A 17,787-nucleotide genomic window follows, 5' to 3' on the forward strand; every position below is an offset into this window, starting at 1 on the left:
GTGCGATTATTGAATGACGACATGCTGAATCAAATCAGCGACCAAGATGGTCTCGCCGAGAAATTAAATGCACTCAACGTCGCAAGCGGCGCAGCGGTAACAGCCGAGTCGGCACTGGTACAGATGGCGGTAGTATGGCGAAACAAGATCATCCACTCTCGAGCCAGATCCAAACTCGAACCGAGGTGGCAAAAAATACTACGAGATGCGAAACCGTATATTCAGGAAAGATACAGCGGCCTGGATATCGATAGAACATTATCCAGCATGGCCAACAATCAGGCTCCCAGATTCAAAGAAGTAACAGCATTTGTAAGAGCATCTCAAACATTCGTGCAACAAATCGATGAAAAGCTCACAGAAGCTGCAGATCTGGAACTCTACCTTACAGACGCACTGAAAGAATATGTTGGCGGCACACCGGGGGTTGCCCCCCTCAGTAGGGCACAAAATCTTTGGGGAAAGGACCGAGGCCATCGAGTAAATTCGTTTATTCAAGTGGCTACGAGCATGGGAATGAGCATGGACTCAAACGCATCGGGGATTTCTTCGGTTGACATCGATAAAATGCTAGAGTGGACTCCCCGACAGGCGGTAAAAAATCTCTTTCCAGAGATTGATTGAGCCTGCCGCATTTCCGCTGCGTGTACACACGCATACGCTGACGGATATGCTTGCCCAATTACCTAGCGGATACAGATAGCTCAGTAGCGATTCTGGCCATAGAGCCGCAGAGCGTTAGCAATTTCACATCGTCTGGCACGCAACGGCCCGAGGGGACAAAGTGCAACAGCTCCGAACGACGGAATGTAATGCGGCCCCCGGCCAGATTCGCTGGTGGTTGGATACGAATCGGCAAACTTACTCCAAGCAACCACCGCAAGATTACCGTTCACACGGACCACATCGACACGGTCGATCCGCTCCCAGGGCATCCATGCGGTATCCCGGGGAAAAAATGCCTGGATACCTATCTGACCGATCTCCAGCCGGATAGGTTGCATGGCCATACGCCAGAATCCTGAGACAAGAAGAAGTTCGAAGCCAACGGCAACGATAGCAGCAACTCGTCCAAGACCATGATCTCCAATCGCTATCACTGCTGTCGTGGCCACAAGAAGAAGCAGGATCCCAACAAGTAACCAGTAGATGGCTTGGTAGCCGTTGAATACAACGTATTGACCAGAAGGATTCCCACGCAGCGCCTGCTGGGGATTCCAGGACGATGAACCGTCACGCCGGACTGGTGAGACTGGTCGAATCTGACTCATCGGCGGGATGGCTGTCCGTCCGCCAACACGACGCAGGTCAGCCATCGTCGTGTACGGCTGGCCGGTGAACGATGCTTCGTCTCGCAATCGAGACAGCAGTTGCACCACGCTGATCTCTCCACTGAGCACGGCTTCTATGTGGCCTCTGTCCAACAGAATCAGCTCAAGCCGGTCACCATGAACCAGATCTTTCAGCGCCTCGTCAGAGTAGCCAGCCATCGCAACGAAAACACCATAAGTGCCAGAGAGGCGCTGCCGCACTCGTTTTTGCAGCTTGGCGAGTTGCCCTGTATCCGCCTTCGTCTTTGACCACTTTGCTTCCAAAATGTAGCGCACATCGCCGATCGTGAAGACAACATCGATCTCTCCAGCAGAGCGCTGATTGGCCGCTGCATCGATTCCGCCAGCTCGCAACAGATCTGCCAGCCATCCATTGAACTGCTGCCCACGAGTCTGGGGCGTCCAACCGTCGAGCCGCTGCATTGCCTCATACGTTATCCGCAAGTCCTCATACGCGTCGGCCATCGACATGGGGGTGATGTTACCGGCTGATCGCTGAATGAAGTCGCCGTCGAATTGTGCAGCCTATCCGTACAAGTGAGGCAGCTCCTTACGGATCAGCGACGCACATCGACACAGACAATCCTCAGCCCGCAATCACTACCCCTCGGCGGCAAGCTGCCCGCATGCGGCCGCGATCTCCTGCCCCGCGTGTCGCGCACCGTACACGGCACACACTGCGCCTCCACCCACCGAACGAGCTCCCGTTCAACAGGTTTCGGGAACGTATCCCGGCTTCGAACCCAGCATCGGGCAAGGGAATCAGATTCACCCGCACGCGAGAACCGAGAGCCTGGCAATGCCCCCGCAGACGTGTGAGGATCGCCGCCTCTGAGCCCAGGCGCGTACCTTCGACCGTCATTCGATCAAGCAGGGAGTCAACCGGATTCATGCTTCCGGCGCGGTTGCCTGTGCCCGTCAGCACTTTCATCCGGTGAGTGCGTAGCCGGAGTCCGGATCCATCGCCGCCGCAGGACCGGAGCGAACCAGGATCAGAACGCTGACGATGAACACCCACGCGGGGAACACCAGCGTTGCCCATTTTGTGGTATCGCCCCCGATCAGCAGGGCCAGGGCCAGCAGATAGGTGAGGCCGGCCAGCAGGCGTGGCATCAGTCCGGTCTTCAACCAGATCGTGCCCAGCGAGATCATGAACACCGCGGCCATCCGGAGCGCATAGGTCTGACTCGTCGAGACCACGATCATTCTGCCGAGTTCGATGACCTCGGGATGGGCGGCAGGGGCCGTGAGGGTGTTGCGGCTCGAGACCAAGGCGGCGGCGACGGCGGTCGCGGTGAACATCATCGCCAGGAACAGCAGGCCACTGCCCAGGAATACCGACACGAAGAACCGGTCCTCGTAGCGGCCGAAACCGTCGCGCACGACGCCGATGAACCACAAGAAGCTGATGCCCGCGAAGGGCATCAGGATCGCCGCGGTCGTGATGGTGCCGTGCTGGCTCTGCAACCAGCGCGTCGCGTCCGCGCCGCGTCCGGGCATCCTGATCCGGACCAGAACCAGCGTGATAGCGAACAGGATCGCGAAGACCACTCCAGCCAAAGCGGCGGCGCGTGGTGTGGACAACCGGCGCGGGGGCGGCTCGAGCCTGGGAGGGTCGGGTGACGTCGACATAATGGCATCCTGTCTCGGATATTACTAGCGGCAAAAGTATCCTTCATCAGGTGCCGAGTGAACCCGTCCCGATTACCGTTTAATTCGTGGTTGTGACGTGTCCCACTCGCATTATAAGATCACAACCGTCCGGCTTACTTCCCTGATCGAGGTAGGTACCGATATGTCAGATCCTGAACCTGTCTGGAACAGACCCGCAGCTGTAGCCATTCCAGCGGAGGGCTATTTCGAGTTACAGCGCGGCCGGTACGGCCCGATTTATCCGAGAACACCGGCGTGCTACGGGTTCTCGATCATCGCGAAGGTCAAACCCGGTCGGGAAGAGGCGATTCGAGCATACGGCAAGCAGATCGAGGAGGCAATCGCGGCCAGTCCGGACGTGCTGGCTCCGCTGCGACTACATTATCTTCGGTGGCTGCTGTTCGACGTCGGCTCGGGGCTGCATTTCCAGTATCAGGGGATCTTCGATACCGATTTCGACAAATACACCGAAGACGCCGTGACACTGTTCAGCCAGACCGGCATAACGACCGTCTTCACCCATCTCGAAGGATTTCCGGAGGATTGGAAGGAGATCCCCCGGTCGTTCATCGAATTCGTTCGGGCGCACCAGTGCCCGAGCTTTCTCGAATACGGCGAATACCCCTATGTCACCGCGGACGAGATCAAGAAGGCGCTGCGGGCGAAGGCGGCGTTCTCCGACATGCTCGACCAGATGCAATGAGTGCCACCGAGGCCCTGGACCTCGACGACATCCAGCACATCCTGCTGACCCGCACGCCCGCGATGACAGGCCGCTACGAGTTCCTGTCCTTCGACGACCCCGCCGGTGGTCGGGCATGGCTTTCCGCTCTGCTGGATCGGGTCCAATCGGCCGCGGACGCGCGCGCCACGCTGGATACCTCGCAGCGCTGGATCACACTGGCGTTCACCTGGACCGGCCTGCGCGCACTCGGCGTACCCCAGCGCACACTGGACAGCTTCCCGGACGAGTTCCGTGAAGGGATGGCCGCCCGCGCCGACATCCTCGGCGACACAGGGGCGAACCATCCCGATCATTGGTTGGGCGGGCTTGCGCAGGACGATTTGCACGCCATCGCAATCCTGTTCGCGCGCAACGACGCCGAACATCGGCGCGCAACGCAGGCGCACCGCGAACATCTCGCCCGCTGCCCGGGCGTGCGCGTCTTGTCCTACCTGGACCTGAATGCCACCCCGCCGTTCGACCACGCCCACGACCACTTCGGTTACCGGGACCGGCTGTCCCAGCCGGTGATGGAGGGATCCGGCGAGGAACCCACACCGGGCTCGGGAGCACCGCTGAAACCCGGTGAATTCATCCTCGGCTATCCCGACGAGGAAGGCCCGCCCCACGGATTGCCACAGCCGGAAGTGTTGTCCCGCAACGGCAGTTATCTGGCCTATCGACGGCTGCGCGAGCATGTGGGCGCGTTCCGGCACTTCCTACGCGAGCAGGCAGACAGCCCCGACGGGCAGGAGCTGCTCGCGGCGAAACTCATGGGCCGCTGGCGCAGCGGTGCGCCGCTGGTCCTGTCCCCCGATCACGACGATCCACAGCTGGGCGCAGATCCTCTGCGCAACAACAATTTCGATTACTCGCAGATGGACCCACACGGCTACGCGGTACCGCTCGGCGCGCACGCCCGGCGTCTCAACCCCCGTGATACGGCGGTGAATATGAACCGGCGCAGAATGATTCGCCGCGGAGCCACCTACGGTCCCGCGCTCGCCGAGGGCGCGGACGACGACGGCGTCGATCGGGGCATCGCGGCATTCATCATCTGCGCCAGCCTGATCCGGCAATTCGAATTCGCGCAGAACGTCTGGATCAACGACCCGAACTTCCACGAACTCGGCAATGAACATGATCCCATCTGCGGCGCCCAGGACGGCACCTTGGACTTCACCATCCCCAAGCGGCCCATCCGCACCGTGCACAAGAGGCTACCGGCCTTCACGACCCTCGAGGGCGGGGCGTACTTCTTCCTCCCGGGCATCAGGGCACTGCATTATCTGGCCACACTCGACGAGTGAAGGGCGGTCACACGCATGAGCACGCCACCCTCGGCACGCACCTACAACCAGGACCACATCCCCCGCTCACCCGACGGACGGCGGCGGATCAGCATCTACTGGACCTGGAGCTACCCGGCGGAAGCCCAGCGCGATCCCGCCGAAATCTACAACCGATTCTCCACCATCACCGAAGTCCGCAACGCCGTATGGCCGGCCTACGAGACCCCCGACTACGACCCGGCGTACTTCCTCCAGGGCATCGCCGGCACGCTCGAGTTGTTCCATCGCTCGACACTGTCGTTCCAGCACCTGGCCGGTGCGGCGACCGGCCACCCCGTCGCGGTCTTCCAGCGCGTCGACCAGGCCGGTTACCGGCTGCCGATCGATGAACGAATCCTCGCCGACACCGACACGCTGATGGTGTTCGGGCTCGACCACCTGCTCTCGGACCAGCAGGCCGCGCCCGAGGAGATCGAGGCGATCCGGAACTGGCTGCACCGCGAGGGCACCTGCCTGCTGCTCGCGCCGCACCACGATGTGGGCTTCACCGACGACTACACCCAGCGGCAGACCGAATTCCGCCATCACGGCGACCCGTTGGTGCCCCGGCAACAGCGCTTCAGCGGATACACCCGCTCGCTGATGGCCGCGCTCGACGTGCCCGTCCACAACATCTGGGGGCTGCGGCCCGCGGTCGTCGACGGCACCACCGAGATCGCGCCCCTCACCCGCTTTCCCGATCTGGACGGCCCCCGGCTGCTGGACAACGTCACCACCCTCAACTTCCACCCGCACCTGCCGCACTACCAACTCACCGCGCCCGAAGGCGAATCCCTGCGGGTGCTCGGCCGGCAACGCGTCGACCCCACCCGGCCGCACCCCTTCACCGACGCGGGCAATACCGAATTCAACGCTCTGATCTGGATGCCGCCCATCAATACCCGCGCCGGTGACATCGTGCTGGTCGACTCGACCAACTTCACCACGCTTTTCGGCGGCACCGACAGCTTGAAGAACCTCTGGCACAACCTCGCCACCATGAAATGACAAGCATGCCCGGCTCTTTCGGGAGTCGCCCCTACGATCGGATGCGCGGAGACCGCGCGGGGGCGGATTCGGTGAAACGGGTCACCGCAATTACCAGCGCCACACCGAAATACAACAGGTCGAGCACCATCTGAATGCCGACGATGATCCTCGCCGGATCGCTGATCGGGGAGATGTTGCCGGTGCCTGCGGTGGTCAACATACCCAGCGCGAAGAACAACGCGCCGACATGCGACAACGGCTCGGTGAAGTGCTCGGTGGTACCCGCGTCGTAATAGAGCTTCGCGAAGGTGACCAGGATGTCCAGACCCGCGATCATGATCACGATCACGGTCCACAACCGATCCCGGAGGGCCAGTACCGCCGCCACCGCACAGATCGTTATCACCGTGGGCGGCACACAGGCCAACAGAACGCTGGGCGCGGCCGGACCGCTCCGGTCGGAGCCGGCCCAGTAATAGCCCCAGAACGCCACGTGCACCGGAATCAGCACCGCCAGAGCCACCTTGACACGACGAGCCGCCCCGGAGCGCCCGCCGCCCTCATCCTCGTTGACCTGGTCGGCATCGGGGGATGCGCCGCGATCGCCCCCTGGCACTCCATCCCCGGCAGCGGCCTCGCTCGACTCGCGCATGACGGCAGTCTACGGATCGAAAGGCCCCGGTCCTCGTAAGGCGCCCTCTTTCATGACAAGAATCCGCAACCAGATCCACTCGCGGACCCGCACCAGTGGATTGTCCAACGCTCGGCGGCCAACTGACCGCACGCGGCAGCGATCTCCTGCCCCCGCGTATCGCGCACCGTGCACGGCACACCCTGCGCCTCCACCCGCCGAACAAACTCCCGCTCAACAGACTTCGGCGACGCATCCCACTTCGAACCCGGAGTCGGATTCAACGGGATCAGGTTCACGTGGACGCGGGAACCTAGGGGGTTATACAGCTTGGAGCCAAGCATGTCCGCACGTCACGGGTGACCGTTGGTGTCCCGGAACAAGGCGTATTCCACACCCGACTGGCATCGTAGAGCCGCCTTCAACGCCGCGGTTGACGCCGTTATCACCGCTCTCGAAGAACACGGGATCGGTGCTCAGTGTTCATTCGGCCGCGTTGCTCGGTAAACAAGTCACAGTGCCGGACATGATCCACCCGCGTACCGCAGTTGCGCGGAAGGGATTGCGACCGGCCGCCCATCGCAAGCGGCGGCGATCACCGCGCTCACGCAGCCCGCGACCAACTCGGGCTGATCGGTGGCGACGTGGTGACCGGCCCAGTCAGCCACCACCAGCAACGCACCCAGCTTCTCGGCCAATCGTCGCTGCCCTTCCTGCCATTGCCGATCGAGCTGCTCGAGAGTCAGAGGCGCGTACTCGGCCGCGTCAGCAGGCGCCAGGCGTGTCCATCTCCCGGGCGCGCTCGCTAGCACGACTGCCGGAAACGGCTGCCACACCGCAGAATTCAACTCGGCGATCGATCCCGGAAGATCCAGCATCGATGATCCGCGATTGTCGTCTCCCCCCTCACGCAACGGCCAGCGAGCGTCCGCCAAATGGCGCTCGGTCGTGCAGTCCACCAGCACCAGCCCAGCCGTATGTAGGCCATGACGTGCGGCATAGATCATGGCGATCAGGGCACCCATCGAATGCCCGACCACCACGTGCGGCGAGTCGATCGCAAGTTTGTCGATCACGGCGCGCAGTTCATCGGCAAACGCCCCGAGCGTACGTGGCCGATCAACCAGCTGTGGTGGCAGCGGATCACTACTACCGATGCCCGGACGGTCGTAGGTGACAGTGGTGTGCAGATATAGCCTCGGCAGAACCTGATCCCACTGATCCTGCGCCGTGCCGAGGGCACTGACGTGAACTACGGGCACCGGACCATCGCCGGATGCGACGGACACGGCCAGCTCATACCCGACATCAACCTTCTCGAATCGCCGCACCCACAACAGATACCACCGAGATGCAGCCTGGGAGGCACGATCACGGCAGCCGGTAGCTGGTGATCATCTCACCCGGATACGTCGAGTCGATCATCCACCCGCCCAGGACGGTGGTAAGCATGCGCATCAGCTGGCTGTCGGTGACGCCGCTGAACTTTGCCCGGTTGGCGGCGTTCAGCAAGAGGTACGCGATGCGATAATAATATTGATATTGCCGTCGGCGGCCGCGCCCGGGACAGATCAGCTCGACGGTAGGCCGAGCTTGTCGAAAAACGCCCGGTTGCGTTCGGTGGCGGCGTTCACCAGCTTGTCGAACGAGATGACCTCAACGTATGCCTGGCTCGACACGTTGAAACCGAAGTAGCCCATACCGTCCTGGGTCCGTTGCAGATTCGCACGCTTGCAGCGGCGCACCATCGTCGGCGTCAGGTCGGCGAGAATGTAGCAAAAAGCTGGCAATTCCGGCGAAGGCGGAATCGGGCGTCCCGCTGCCGTCGTCACACCACCGCTGCGGATACGATCCACGTATTCGAGCGACTGATCAATTGGATCCTTACCCTCGCTGGCATCGTTACGCATCGGACGCTTGATCTCGACGACGACAATCGATGACAACGGCAACTTCTCACCATTCGCCGCGAGAACCGGTATGTCAGCGAGCCTGGTCGAAAGGATGTCGGGCTCTTTCGTAGAGCCGGAGCCGGTGATGGGCATGCTTTTCAGCGTCTTATCGGAGGCGAGATAGTCGTGGAATGCCAGCCGCTCATCGATGATCCACAGGTTCGCAGCGTCAGTTCCTATCTCGTTCGAATCGGTGCGCATAGGCATCAGCAGCGAGTGAACGGCGTTCTCTGGAACATATTTTCCCTGGTCGTTCAATTTGATGAACTTATCCAGGAGATCGAGAACGACTCGACGACGCGACACGTATGCGGCGAGGTCGGATTTGTTGATGTCATTGATCTTATCGAGATACTCGGCAAGTTCTTCGTCGTAATTCTCGAATACGGCAGAACCGGATTCCGCGAAGATCCGCTGACCTTGGGCCAGAGCATCCGCCTCGAGCTGTTGCAGCCTACGATGCAGGATCACCTCCAACTCGGAATCTTTGATCGACGGGTCCACAGTGATGCCGAGCTTCTCGAGTCTCGAGAGGACCGGGCGGTATCGGGGAGCACTGTTGCTGACATAGTCGTTCACTCGCGATCTGCCTTCCGTGCGTGCCGCGTCAAGCGGGGCAGCAAGGATCTTTTCGACCTCGACCAGAACCCGCGAGCGGATGGCGTCGAGCGAGATATCGAGCGAGATATCGTCACCGGGGGTGTCCTCGGTTGATCGTTCGGGCAGGTCGAAGGCAGTTCGATCCGAGCGGACGTGCGCGTCGAGATAGTCGGACGACAGGTAGCAGACGTACGTGAACTCGGCCGAACTGTCGTCCCTCAGCCTTCCGTAAAGCCCGGGGATCTTACCGGTGATGTTCTCCTCGAAGACGACACGATTCGCCGCACACCAGTTCAGCCGGGGTGTCAGATTCCGGTTCGACGACTTCAAGCAGAGGTTGACCATGTCGAACTTCTGGCCACCGACCTCGACCGTCGTCGGCTCCATATCCGAGTACAAGAAGTCATCCAGCAGCTTCAACAGCGAGATTGTCTCGTCTTCATCGATGATGATCACGTCCGCCGCACCGCCGGGACGGATAAAATACCATATGCAGTGCTCGAACACCGCGCGAGCTATCACCGCAGCCGTCTTCGGCGCATTACGTTGATAGGCCTTCTTGAAGCCGCTCAAGCATACTCGACTGCCACTGTCGGAGTGGCGCATAAAGTCCTGGTCGTGTTCGACACCGCGCTCTATCGAGAAGCTGAACTGCACCCCACAGAGGTTCTGATCGTCGCCATGATAGGTGCTGCGAACCTGAATCCTGCCGAAAGCCTTGAGCCACAACAACCGACCAACCCCGCGGCAACCGATATCCGCTTTGTGGTCGCTGTCCAACGTCTCGAACGACTTCATGTTCGCCGGGGTGAACCCGACACCGTTGTCTTCGACCACGAAGCCGACTATCGGCTTGTTCGCCAGCCGGCCTGCACCGCCGATCCCCAGGTCGAACTCCCCTTGTTCGCTACGCTCGATCGTGATCGTCAGACGTCCATCGGTCACATCCTCGCCGAACCGTACGTCAATTGCCTGCAGCCCATTGACAATCGCCTCCAACAGGGGCAAGAGGGAATGACTCTTGGGGAGACTGGTGTTTCGCACCCGCCCCGCCAACGATGTGGTCAGCGCCATCGTTTCCTCGTCTCTTCCGTCGCAATTCCCAACCCTAGCGAGCACAGCCGAATACATACCTGGGATAAGAGCGTTTCCAGCGCTCCAATTGCTATCGAGCTGCCGTTTGATCCCGATCCGCCCCACCGCACCCGGCTGGATGTCTCTTCCCCATCCAGCCACCGACAATTCGTCAGCCTACCCCTACCAACGCTGGACACTCGCCAACCCGTCGCAGACGCACACAGTACGGTCAGGGACGCAGTGTTATGGAAGCGCCGAGACCCCAACTCCGCGAACCCGGTGTATCTGTCGTTGGGCAGCCCACATCCACCACGGAACCTGAACTGTCGGCGACTCAGCTGCTCGAGAGGTCCAGCGCCCGGCATGGCCGCCGCACCATTCGCTACCCTTCTGCCGCCAGCTGCCCGCACGCGGCGGCGATCTCCTGGCCGCGGGTATCCCGCACCGTGCACGGCACACCCTGCGCCTCCACCCGCCGAACGAACTCCCGCTCAACAGGCTTCGGGGACGCATCCCACTTCGAACCAGGAGTCGGGTTCAACGGGATCAGATTCACGTGGACGCGAGAACCAAGAGCCTTGTGCAGCTTGGAACCCAGCATGTCCGCACGCCAAGGCTGGTCATTGATGTCGCGGATCAACGCGTACTCGATCGACACCCGACGGCCCGACATGTCCGCGTAATACCTTGCGGCATCCAACACCTCGGACACCGACCACCGATTATTGACCGGCACCAACGTATCCCGCAGTTCATCATCCGGAGTATGCAGCGACACGGCCAAAGTCACCGACATACCCTCGTCCGCGAACTTTCGAATAGCAGGCGCCAGACCAACAGTGGAAACCACGACATTGCGCTGCGAGATCCCGAAACCGTCCGGCGACGGCGACGTGATCTTCCGGACCGCCGAAATCACCCGCTTGTAGTTCGCCAGCGGCTCACCCATGCCCATGAAGACGATGTTGGACAGGCGGCCGGGGCCGCCGGCTACCTCGCCGTCGCGGAGGGACGCGGCGGCGGCGCGGACCTGGTCGACGATTTCGGCGGTGGACAGGTTGCGGTTGAGGCCGCCCTGGCCGGTGGCGCAGAAGGGGCAGGCCATGCCGCAACCTGCTTGGCTGGAGATGCACAGGGTGTTGCGGTCAGGGTAGCGCATGAGGACCGACTCGAGCAGGGTGCCGTCGCCCGCGCGCCAGAGGGATTTGCGGGTGGTGCCGTCGTCGCAGGCTATGTGGCGGACCTCGGTGAGCAGGGGCGGGAACAGGGCCTCGGCGATCTTGGCGCGGACCGGGGCGGGGAGGTCGGTCATCTGTTCCGGGTCGGCCTGCAGGCGGACGTAGTACTGGCGGGCGATCTGGTCGGCCCGGAATTTGGGCAGGCCCAGCTCCTGGACGGCCGCGCGCCGCTCGTCCGCGTCGAGGTCGGCGAGGTGCCGGGGCGGCATACCACGGCGGGGGGCGTCGAAAACCAGGGGCAGGGAGGTAGACATAACCCATCCAGTATGGCGGACCGGTTCATGTCACCGTCCGCGACGTCCTCTGATCGCGTACGACCCCGGTTCGCCGCGGCCGAGTCGCGGTCCGCTCCATACGCCCGTCCGCCCTCGCGACCGGGCGATGAACGCTGATCGGCGCTGGAATCGACGCTACGTCGTGGTCCGTGACGCGCGCCGTGCGGCGACCGAACCGAATCGCTCGCGGTCGGCCAAGAAGCCTTCCAGTGCCAAGGTCGCCGCGCCGAGGCTCGCAGGATTGTGCGGCAAGGTGCTCAGCTGGAGGGTTACCGCATCGAAGGGGGCGGCCATGGCGTGTTCGGCAGCAACCCGACGAGTAGCGGTCAGCAACGGGTCACCGAGTAAATTCGCCACGAGGTCGCCGAACACCATAGTTCGTGGATTGAAGAGGTTTACCAGATTCGCCACGGCGACACCGAGGTAGCGGCCCGTCGTTTCGATGACGGTGCGCGCCACGACATCTCCGCGGGTGGCGGCCTCGGCGATCGCGGTAAGGGTGGTGGCGTCATCGGGGTCGAGCAGCGCGGAATGCGGGTCACGTTCGCGCAGGGTTGCGACGATACCGGGCGTGCTCACGTAAGCCTCGACGCAACCCTTTCGCCCGCAACGGCATTCACGGCCGTCCAGAACCACGGTGGTATGCCCCCACTCCCCCGCGCTGTTGGTGACGCCGCGGTACAGCACTCCGTCCACGACCACGCCGATACCCACCCCGGCTCGCAACGTGAGCACGATCAGATCGTCCACATCGCGCCCCGCCCCGAACCACAACTCGGCCACCGTACTGGTCTTGAGCGGATTATCCAGGTACAGCGGATGCGTAAGGTGCTGTTGCAGCAGGCTTTTCAGCGGGATGTCGTGCCAGTCCCAGTACGGCGAGAACACCGAGACGCCACCCTCCGGCTCGACCGGACCGGGGACGCTGAGGCCGACGCCGAGCACCTCTGCCGCGTCGTCACCGGTCAGTTCGTGGATCCCGCGCACGATCAGGGGGACGACGTCTTGGGGGCGGCAGGCATTCGGGGCAACCGGGATCTCCACCGAGCGCAGCACCGACATGGTCAGGTCGAACAGGTCGAAATGGATTGCCGTCTCGGCGAGGTCGATGCCGACGAGCATCCCGCGCGCTGGGTTGACGGCCAGGCGGGCGCGCGGGCGGCCCACGCTTGCCGCGTCGTAGCCAAGCTCGGCGAGCACCCCTACATCCAGCAGTTCGGCGATCATGTTGCCGACCGTCGCGAAGGACAAGCCGGTCGCCTCAGCGATCTCCTGGCGACTGATATGCCCCGCCGCGGCGTAAACCGCTTGCAGTACAGCGAATCTGTTCCGGCGCCTGATGTCGCGAGCGGTCAGCTGGTACACGGCACTTCCCTTCATCGCACGACCGCGGAAGCACTTCCGCCAATGGTATTTACAACAGTTACCAGAAGTCTTAGTGTGACCGCCATCACCGATTGATGCCGATTGTGCGGCACATCACCGAGGAGTGCTCATGTCCTGGTTGCACCAACGACGTTGGACCAGCGCCGCAATAGCCGTCATAGCGCTGGCAGTGGCCACAACCGCCTGCTCCTCCGGACAGGAGTCGAGCTCGACGGCCACCGGCCCACAGCACCTGACGGGCAAGATCAGCCTCGTCTACGCCCAGAAGCAGGGCGACCAGGAATATTTCATCGATGAGGCCGCAGGCGCGAAGGCCAAGGCCTCCCAGCTCGGCGTCGACCTGAAGGTGGTCGACCTGGGCAACGACGCCAACAAGGCGGTCAGCGAGACCCAGAACGCGGTCAGCCAGAAGGCCAACGGCATGATCATCGTGCCGCCCGACCCGGCGGTCGGCCCGCAGGTCGTGCAGCTGACCAAGGCCGGTAACGTGGCGCTGCTCAGCTCCGACGACCAGGTCTGCACCAACGGACCCGACCCGTCGAAATGCGCCGCGGCGAATCTGCTTCCGCGCGTGGGCTTCAGCGGCACGCAGATGGGCACCGAGGTCGGCACCACAGCGGGCCAGGACTTCAAGAAGGCGGGCTGGAATCCCGCCGACACCGCGATCGTGGATGCCTGGCAGCAAGACGTGACGGTCTGCACCGACCGGGTCAAGGCCAATGAGAAGGCGTTCCAGCAGGCTTCGGGCGCGAACGTGCGAGTGATCGAGGTCGGCACCGACAACACCCCCTCCGACGCGCAGAACAAGATCTCCGCGACGGTCGCGGGCAACCGCGCGGTGAAGCACTGGATCGTCATGGGCTGCAACGACGAGAACGTCAGCGGCGGCGTCTCGGCCATCCAGAACGCCGGATACTCCGCCGACGACCTCATCGGCGTCGGCCTGGGCGCCTACCTGGCGTGCAAGGAATGGCAGAGCGGTAAGCCCACCGGCTTCAAGGCCGCGTTGTTCATCAACGGCACCGACGTCGGCGCGCTGGCCGTGCAGACCATGTACGACTACCTGAAGAACGGCAAGGCGATGCCGGCCGAGGCGTTCGCACCGACCAAGATGGTCGACGCGAGCAACTGGCAGCAGGCAGGCGTGCAGTGCAGCTGAGCGAATCGGCCGCACAGGCAGGCGATTCGGCCGAGCGGGGCGGGTTGCGCGCGAGCGAGATCTCCAAGAGTTTCGCCGGCGTGCCCGCCCTGAGCGCGGTGAGCGTGGAGTTCCCGGCGGGCCGTGTGACCGCCCTGATCGGCGAGAACGGCGCCGGAAAGTCCACGCTCATCAGGATTCTCGGCGGCGACCACCAACCCGACAGCGGGCGAATGGAATTGGACGGTGCGGCGTTCGCCCCGGCCTCGCCCGCCGCGGCCCGCACGGCCGGAATCCGGGTGATCGCGCAGGAACCCGAGATCGTCCCGCACGTCTCGGTCGCCGAGAACGTGTATCTCGGCGCCCTGCCCCGGCGCGCGGGGCGGCTGGTCGACCGGGCGGCCCTGCGCGCGCGGATGCGCCGGGACCTGGACCGGCTCGGCTTCGGCCGCGACCTCGACCCGGACACCCCCGGTTCGAAACTCACCGCGGCACAGCGTCAATTGGTCGAAATCATGCGGGCGCTGACCACCGACGCACGGGTGATCGCCTTCGACGAACCGACCTCCTCGCTCTCGGAGCACGAGACCGAATCGCTGTTCGAACTGATCGGGCGGCTGCGCGAGCAGGGTCTGGCGGTCATCTACGTCTCGCACCGCATGCGCGAGATCTTCCAGATCGCCGATCGGGTGGTGGTGCTGCGCGACGGCGCGGTCGTGGGCGAGCGGGCGATCGCGGACACCACCGATCGTGAGGTCGTCTCGATGATGGTCGGGCGCGATCTGTCGACGGTGTTCGCGCGCAAGCAGAACGAGCCGGGCCGGGTGGTGCTGGAGGTGGACGCGGTCACCACCGACGACGTGCGCGATATCAGCCTGAACGTGCGCGCCGGCGAGGTGGTCGCGCTGGCCGGACTGGTCGGCGCCGGACGGTCCGAGCTGGCCGGCGCACTCGTCGGGGATCTGCCGATCCACTCCGGCGAGGTCCGGGTGGACGGCAAGCGCCTGCGGCTGCGGCAGCCGCGCGACGCGGTGCGGGCGGGAATGGGCTACGCGCCCGAGGAACGCAAGGCACAGGCGCTGCTGCTGCATCGCGGTGTGCGGGACAACATCTCGCTGGCCGTGCTGGATCGGCTGCGGCGCTTTCGATTCATCCGCCGGGATGCCGAGAATCGGCTCGCCCGAGAGTATGTGGACTCGCTGCGGGTGCGCACGCCCTCGCTCGAACAAGAGGTCCGCAAGCTCTCCGGCGGAAACCAGCAGAAGGTGGTGCTGGCCCGCTGGCTGGCCCGCAAGCCCACCGTGCTGATCCTGGACGAGCCCACCCGCGGCGTCGACGTCGGCGCGAAGATCGAGATCTACCACGTCATCGAGAATCTCGCGGAATCCGGTGTGGCCGTGCTGGTCATCTCCTCGGAGCTACCCGAGGTGCTCGGCCTAGCCGACCGCATCGTGGTCATGCAGCAGGGTCACGTCACCGGCGAATTGAATCGCGCCGACGCGAGCGAGGAGGCGATCCTCTCGCTGGCCATGGCCTCGGACTTGAAGGAAACCCCATGACCGATCAAAAAACCGGCCTATCGACCGACTCCGGATCAGCGACCGGGCCCTCCGCGCGCTCTCGTGGTCTGTCGGCCCTAACCCCCGGTCGTATCCTGCGCGTCATCGGCCCGGGCAACCTCAGTCTGATCGGCGCACTGATCATCCTGGTGATCATCTTCAGCTCGCTCAACAGCGGCTACCTGTCGACCGGGAACCTCGCCGGAATCGGTGACGCGGTCACCGTCTTCGGCCTCCTGTCCGTCGTGCAGACCGTCGTGATCATTTGTGGCGCAATGGATATCACGGTCGGCTCGGCGGCCGGTGTCGCCTCGGTGATCAGTGCGATGGTCTTCACCGCGACCGGGAGCAACGCACCGCTGGGCATCCTGGCGGCGATCGGCGGCGGGGTGGTGCTCGGCATCCTCAACGGCGTCATCATCGTCTACGGCCGGGTCAACCCGGTGATCGCGACGTTGGCCGGACTCGCGGCGTACAAGGGTCTGGCACAACTGATCTCGGGCGGTAAAGCGCAGGGTTTCGTACTGGACAACAACCTGTTCATCTTCCTGGCGCGCGGCAAGATCATCGGGCTGCCGGTGCCGGTGATCGTCCTGGCGATCGTCTCGATCGGCGTGCACGTACTGCTCAAATACACCGATATCGGCCGCAACATCTACGCCATCGGCGGCAACGACACCGCCGCCCGCCTCTCGGGCATCAACATCAACAAATATCTCATCGCGGTTTACGTGCTCTCCGGAATCGTCGCTGCCATCGCGGGAATCATCCTGACCGCACGCACCGGATCGGGCCAACCCACCTCGGGCAGTGAGGGTTTGGAACTCCAGTCGATCACCGCCGCGGCACTGGGCGGTAGTGCGCTCAAGGGCGGTAGAGGCACCGTGCTGGGCACCCTGCTGGCCGTGCTGCTGCTCGGCGCACTCGACAACGGGCTCAACGTGATCGGCGTGAACAGCTTCTGGCAGAACGTCGCCCAAGGCGCGCTGCTGGTCGCCGCGGTCGTCATTCAGCAGCGACGCAGCGGTGAACGCGCGGTCGGCCTGCCGACGTAGACCCGTGCGGGCTCGACTCATGTGGATGACATCGAACGCATCGCGGTACACGACGCAACAGACCGGCAGCGGGGTGACGTCGTGAACCGCCTGACGGACCGGGTCGCGGTGGTCACGGGGGCGGCGTCCGGAATCGGGGCGGCCACCGCGAAACGCCTTGCCACGGAAGGCGCCTGCGTTGTTCTCGCGGATATCGCCGAATCCGGGAACGAACTGGCCGCACGGTTGCGAGGCGAGGGCCGCCGTGCCGAATTCGTGGTCTGCGACGTCTCGCGCGAGCAAGACTGGGATGCGCTGCGCGAGCGCGTCCATGAGCTGTTCGGTTCGCTGGATGTGCTGTGCAGCAATGCATCCCGGCAGCGCGCCGCAGCCGCGCACGAGCTGTCCCGGCACGATTGGGACCAGGGCCTGGCGGTCAACCTGACCCCGTTGTTCCTCGGCGTGCGCACATTCCTGGACGATCTGCGGGCCCGCCACGGCAGCGTCATCGCGATCTCCAGCGTGCACGCCCATTTCGGCCTGCCCGGACAGCCCGGATACGCGGCGGCCAAGGGCGGACTGACCGCGCTGGTCCGCCAGCTCGCGGTGGAGTACGGCTCCGAGCACGTCCGGGTCAACGCCATCCTGCCCGGCCCCATTCTGACCCCCGTCTGGGACGATATCGATGAGGCGGACCGGCAGCGCTCGGCCGCCGCGACCGCACTACGACGCCTCGGCGATCCCGACGAGGTAGCGGCCGCCGTCGCATTTCTGGCCTCATCCGACGCCTCCTATATCACCGGCGCGGAACTCGTCGTGGACGGCGGCTGGAGCGTGCACAAGGAGTCGCGGTGAAATACGTGCAATA

16 protein-coding genes and 2 pseudogenes are annotated in these 17,787 nt (G+C 63.5%); 8 read left to right on the forward strand and 10 right to left on the reverse strand.

Translation table 11 applies throughout. The annotated features are described in order from the left end of the window. Window positions 1-624 carry a hypothetical protein gene (locus JZ791_RS06885; RefSeq protein WP_216893333.1) on the forward strand — a complete coding sequence of 208 codons (624 nt, stop codon included), beginning with the start codon at window positions 1-3 and terminating at the stop codon, window positions 622-624. Between the two features lie 80 nt (window positions 625-704). Here JZ791_RS06885 and JZ791_RS06890 read toward each other — a convergent pair whose 3' ends face one another. From JZ791_RS06890 to JZ791_RS06900, 3 genes and pseudogenes are all read right to left on the reverse strand, one after another. Further along, complete coding sequence (locus JZ791_RS06890) at window positions 705-1,802, reverse strand: restriction endonuclease (RefSeq protein ID WP_216893334.1); 1,098 nt, start codon at window positions 1,800-1,802, stop codon at window positions 705-707. A 129-nt stretch (window positions 1,803-1,931) separates the two neighbouring features. Next, a pseudogene (locus tag JZ791_RS06895) lies at window positions 1,932-2,121 on the reverse strand (23S rRNA (adenine(2503)-C(2))-methyltransferase RlmN); the annotation flags it as partial. Between the two features lie 137 nt (window positions 2,122-2,258). Continuing rightward, window positions 2,259-2,963, reverse strand: coding sequence for a hypothetical protein (locus JZ791_RS06900; RefSeq protein ID WP_216893335.1), 705 nt, complete (start codon window positions 2,961-2,963; stop codon window positions 2,259-2,261). A 163-nt stretch (window positions 2,964-3,126) separates the two neighbouring features. Between JZ791_RS06900 and JZ791_RS06905 the strand changes: the two genes are divergently transcribed. The 3 genes from JZ791_RS06905 to JZ791_RS06915 are packed head-to-tail and all read left to right on the forward strand — an operon-like array spanning window position 3,127 to window position 6,047. Continuing rightward, the gene (locus tag JZ791_RS06905) at window positions 3,127-3,687 is read left to right on the forward strand and encodes a hypothetical protein (RefSeq protein ID WP_216893336.1); all 561 of its coding nucleotides are present in this window, start codon (window positions 3,127-3,129) and stop codon (window positions 3,685-3,687) included. Then, entirely contained in the window at window positions 3,684-5,018 is a 1,335-nt protein-coding gene (locus tag JZ791_RS06910) for a Dyp-type peroxidase (protein WP_216893337.1), read from the forward strand. The genes JZ791_RS06905 and JZ791_RS06910 overlap by 4 nt, the downstream gene beginning before the upstream one ends. A 15-nt stretch (window positions 5,019-5,033) precedes the next feature. Beyond that, window positions 5,034-6,047 carry a hypothetical protein gene (locus JZ791_RS06915; RefSeq protein WP_216893338.1) on the forward strand — a complete coding sequence of 338 codons (1,014 nt, stop codon included), beginning with the start codon at window positions 5,034-5,036 and terminating at the stop codon, window positions 6,045-6,047. A 31-nt stretch (window positions 6,048-6,078) separates the two neighbouring features. On the opposite strand, the gene JZ791_RS06920 is transcribed toward JZ791_RS06915, so the two are convergent. The 7 genes and pseudogenes from JZ791_RS06920 to JZ791_RS06950 all read right to left on the reverse strand — a co-directional run bounded on the left by JZ791_RS06920 (window position 6,079) and on the right by JZ791_RS06950 (window position 13,182). Next, entirely contained in the window at window positions 6,079-6,681 is a 603-nt protein-coding gene (locus JZ791_RS06920; protein WP_216893339.1) for a potassium channel family protein, read from the reverse strand. A gap of 50 nt (window positions 6,682-6,731) precedes the next feature. Next, window positions 6,732-7,055: pseudogene (locus JZ791_RS06925) on the reverse strand (hypothetical protein); the annotation flags it as partial. A gap of 117 nt (window positions 7,056-7,172) precedes the next feature. After that, entirely contained in the window at window positions 7,173-7,949 is a 777-nt protein-coding gene (locus JZ791_RS06930; protein ID WP_216893340.1) for an alpha/beta fold hydrolase, read from the reverse strand. A gap of 82 nt (window positions 7,950-8,031) precedes the next feature. Continuing rightward, the gene (locus JZ791_RS06935) at window positions 8,032-8,172 is read right to left on the reverse strand and encodes a hypothetical protein (RefSeq protein WP_216893341.1); all 141 of its coding nucleotides are present in this window, start codon (window positions 8,170-8,172) and stop codon (window positions 8,032-8,034) included. A 59-nt stretch (window positions 8,173-8,231) separates the two neighbouring features. Continuing rightward, complete coding sequence (locus JZ791_RS06940; RefSeq protein WP_216893342.1) at window positions 8,232-10,286, reverse strand: ATP-binding protein; 2,055 nt, start codon at window positions 10,284-10,286, stop codon at window positions 8,232-8,234. Between the two features lie 385 nt (window positions 10,287-10,671). Then, window positions 10,672-11,781: a dual-specificity RNA methyltransferase RlmN gene (gene rlmN, locus JZ791_RS06945; protein ID WP_216893343.1), complete on the reverse strand. Its 1,110-nt coding sequence runs from the start codon at window positions 11,779-11,781 to the stop codon at window positions 10,672-10,674. Window positions 11,782-11,937: 156 nt separating this feature from the next. Next, window positions 11,938-13,182, reverse strand: coding sequence for an ROK family transcriptional regulator (locus tag JZ791_RS06950; RefSeq protein ID WP_254205315.1), 1,245 nt, complete (start codon window positions 13,180-13,182; stop codon window positions 11,938-11,940). A gap of 115 nt (window positions 13,183-13,297) precedes the next feature. On the opposite strand from JZ791_RS06950, the gene JZ791_RS06955 reads away from it, so the two are divergent. The 4 genes from JZ791_RS06955 (at window position 13,298) to JZ791_RS06970 (ending at window position 17,774) form a co-directional block, all read left to right on the forward strand. Then, window positions 13,298-14,347, forward strand: coding sequence for a substrate-binding domain-containing protein (locus tag JZ791_RS06955; protein ID WP_216893344.1), 1,050 nt, complete (start codon window positions 13,298-13,300; stop codon window positions 14,345-14,347). Beyond that, the gene (locus JZ791_RS06960; protein WP_308162812.1) at window positions 14,338-15,885 is read left to right on the forward strand and encodes a sugar ABC transporter ATP-binding protein; all 1,548 of its coding nucleotides are present in this window, start codon (window positions 14,338-14,340) and stop codon (window positions 15,883-15,885) included. Before JZ791_RS06955 ends, JZ791_RS06960 begins: the two co-directional genes overlap by 10 nt. Beyond that, window positions 15,882-16,940, forward strand: a complete 1,059-nt coding sequence (locus JZ791_RS06965; RefSeq protein ID WP_216893345.1) for an ABC transporter permease — start codon at window positions 15,882-15,884, stop codon at window positions 16,938-16,940. The genes JZ791_RS06960 and JZ791_RS06965 overlap by 4 nt, the downstream gene beginning before the upstream one ends. 81 nt (window positions 16,941-17,021) lie before the next feature. Continuing rightward, complete coding sequence (locus tag JZ791_RS06970) at window positions 17,022-17,774, forward strand: SDR family NAD(P)-dependent oxidoreductase (protein ID WP_216893346.1); 753 nt, start codon at window positions 17,022-17,024, stop codon at window positions 17,772-17,774. The last annotated feature ends 13 nt before the right edge of the window (window positions 17,775-17,787 follow it).

This window comes from Nocardia alni (genome assembly GCF_019038435.1).
Classification (GTDB): Bacteria; Actinomycetota; Actinomycetes; order Mycobacteriales; family Mycobacteriaceae; genus Nocardia; species Nocardia alni.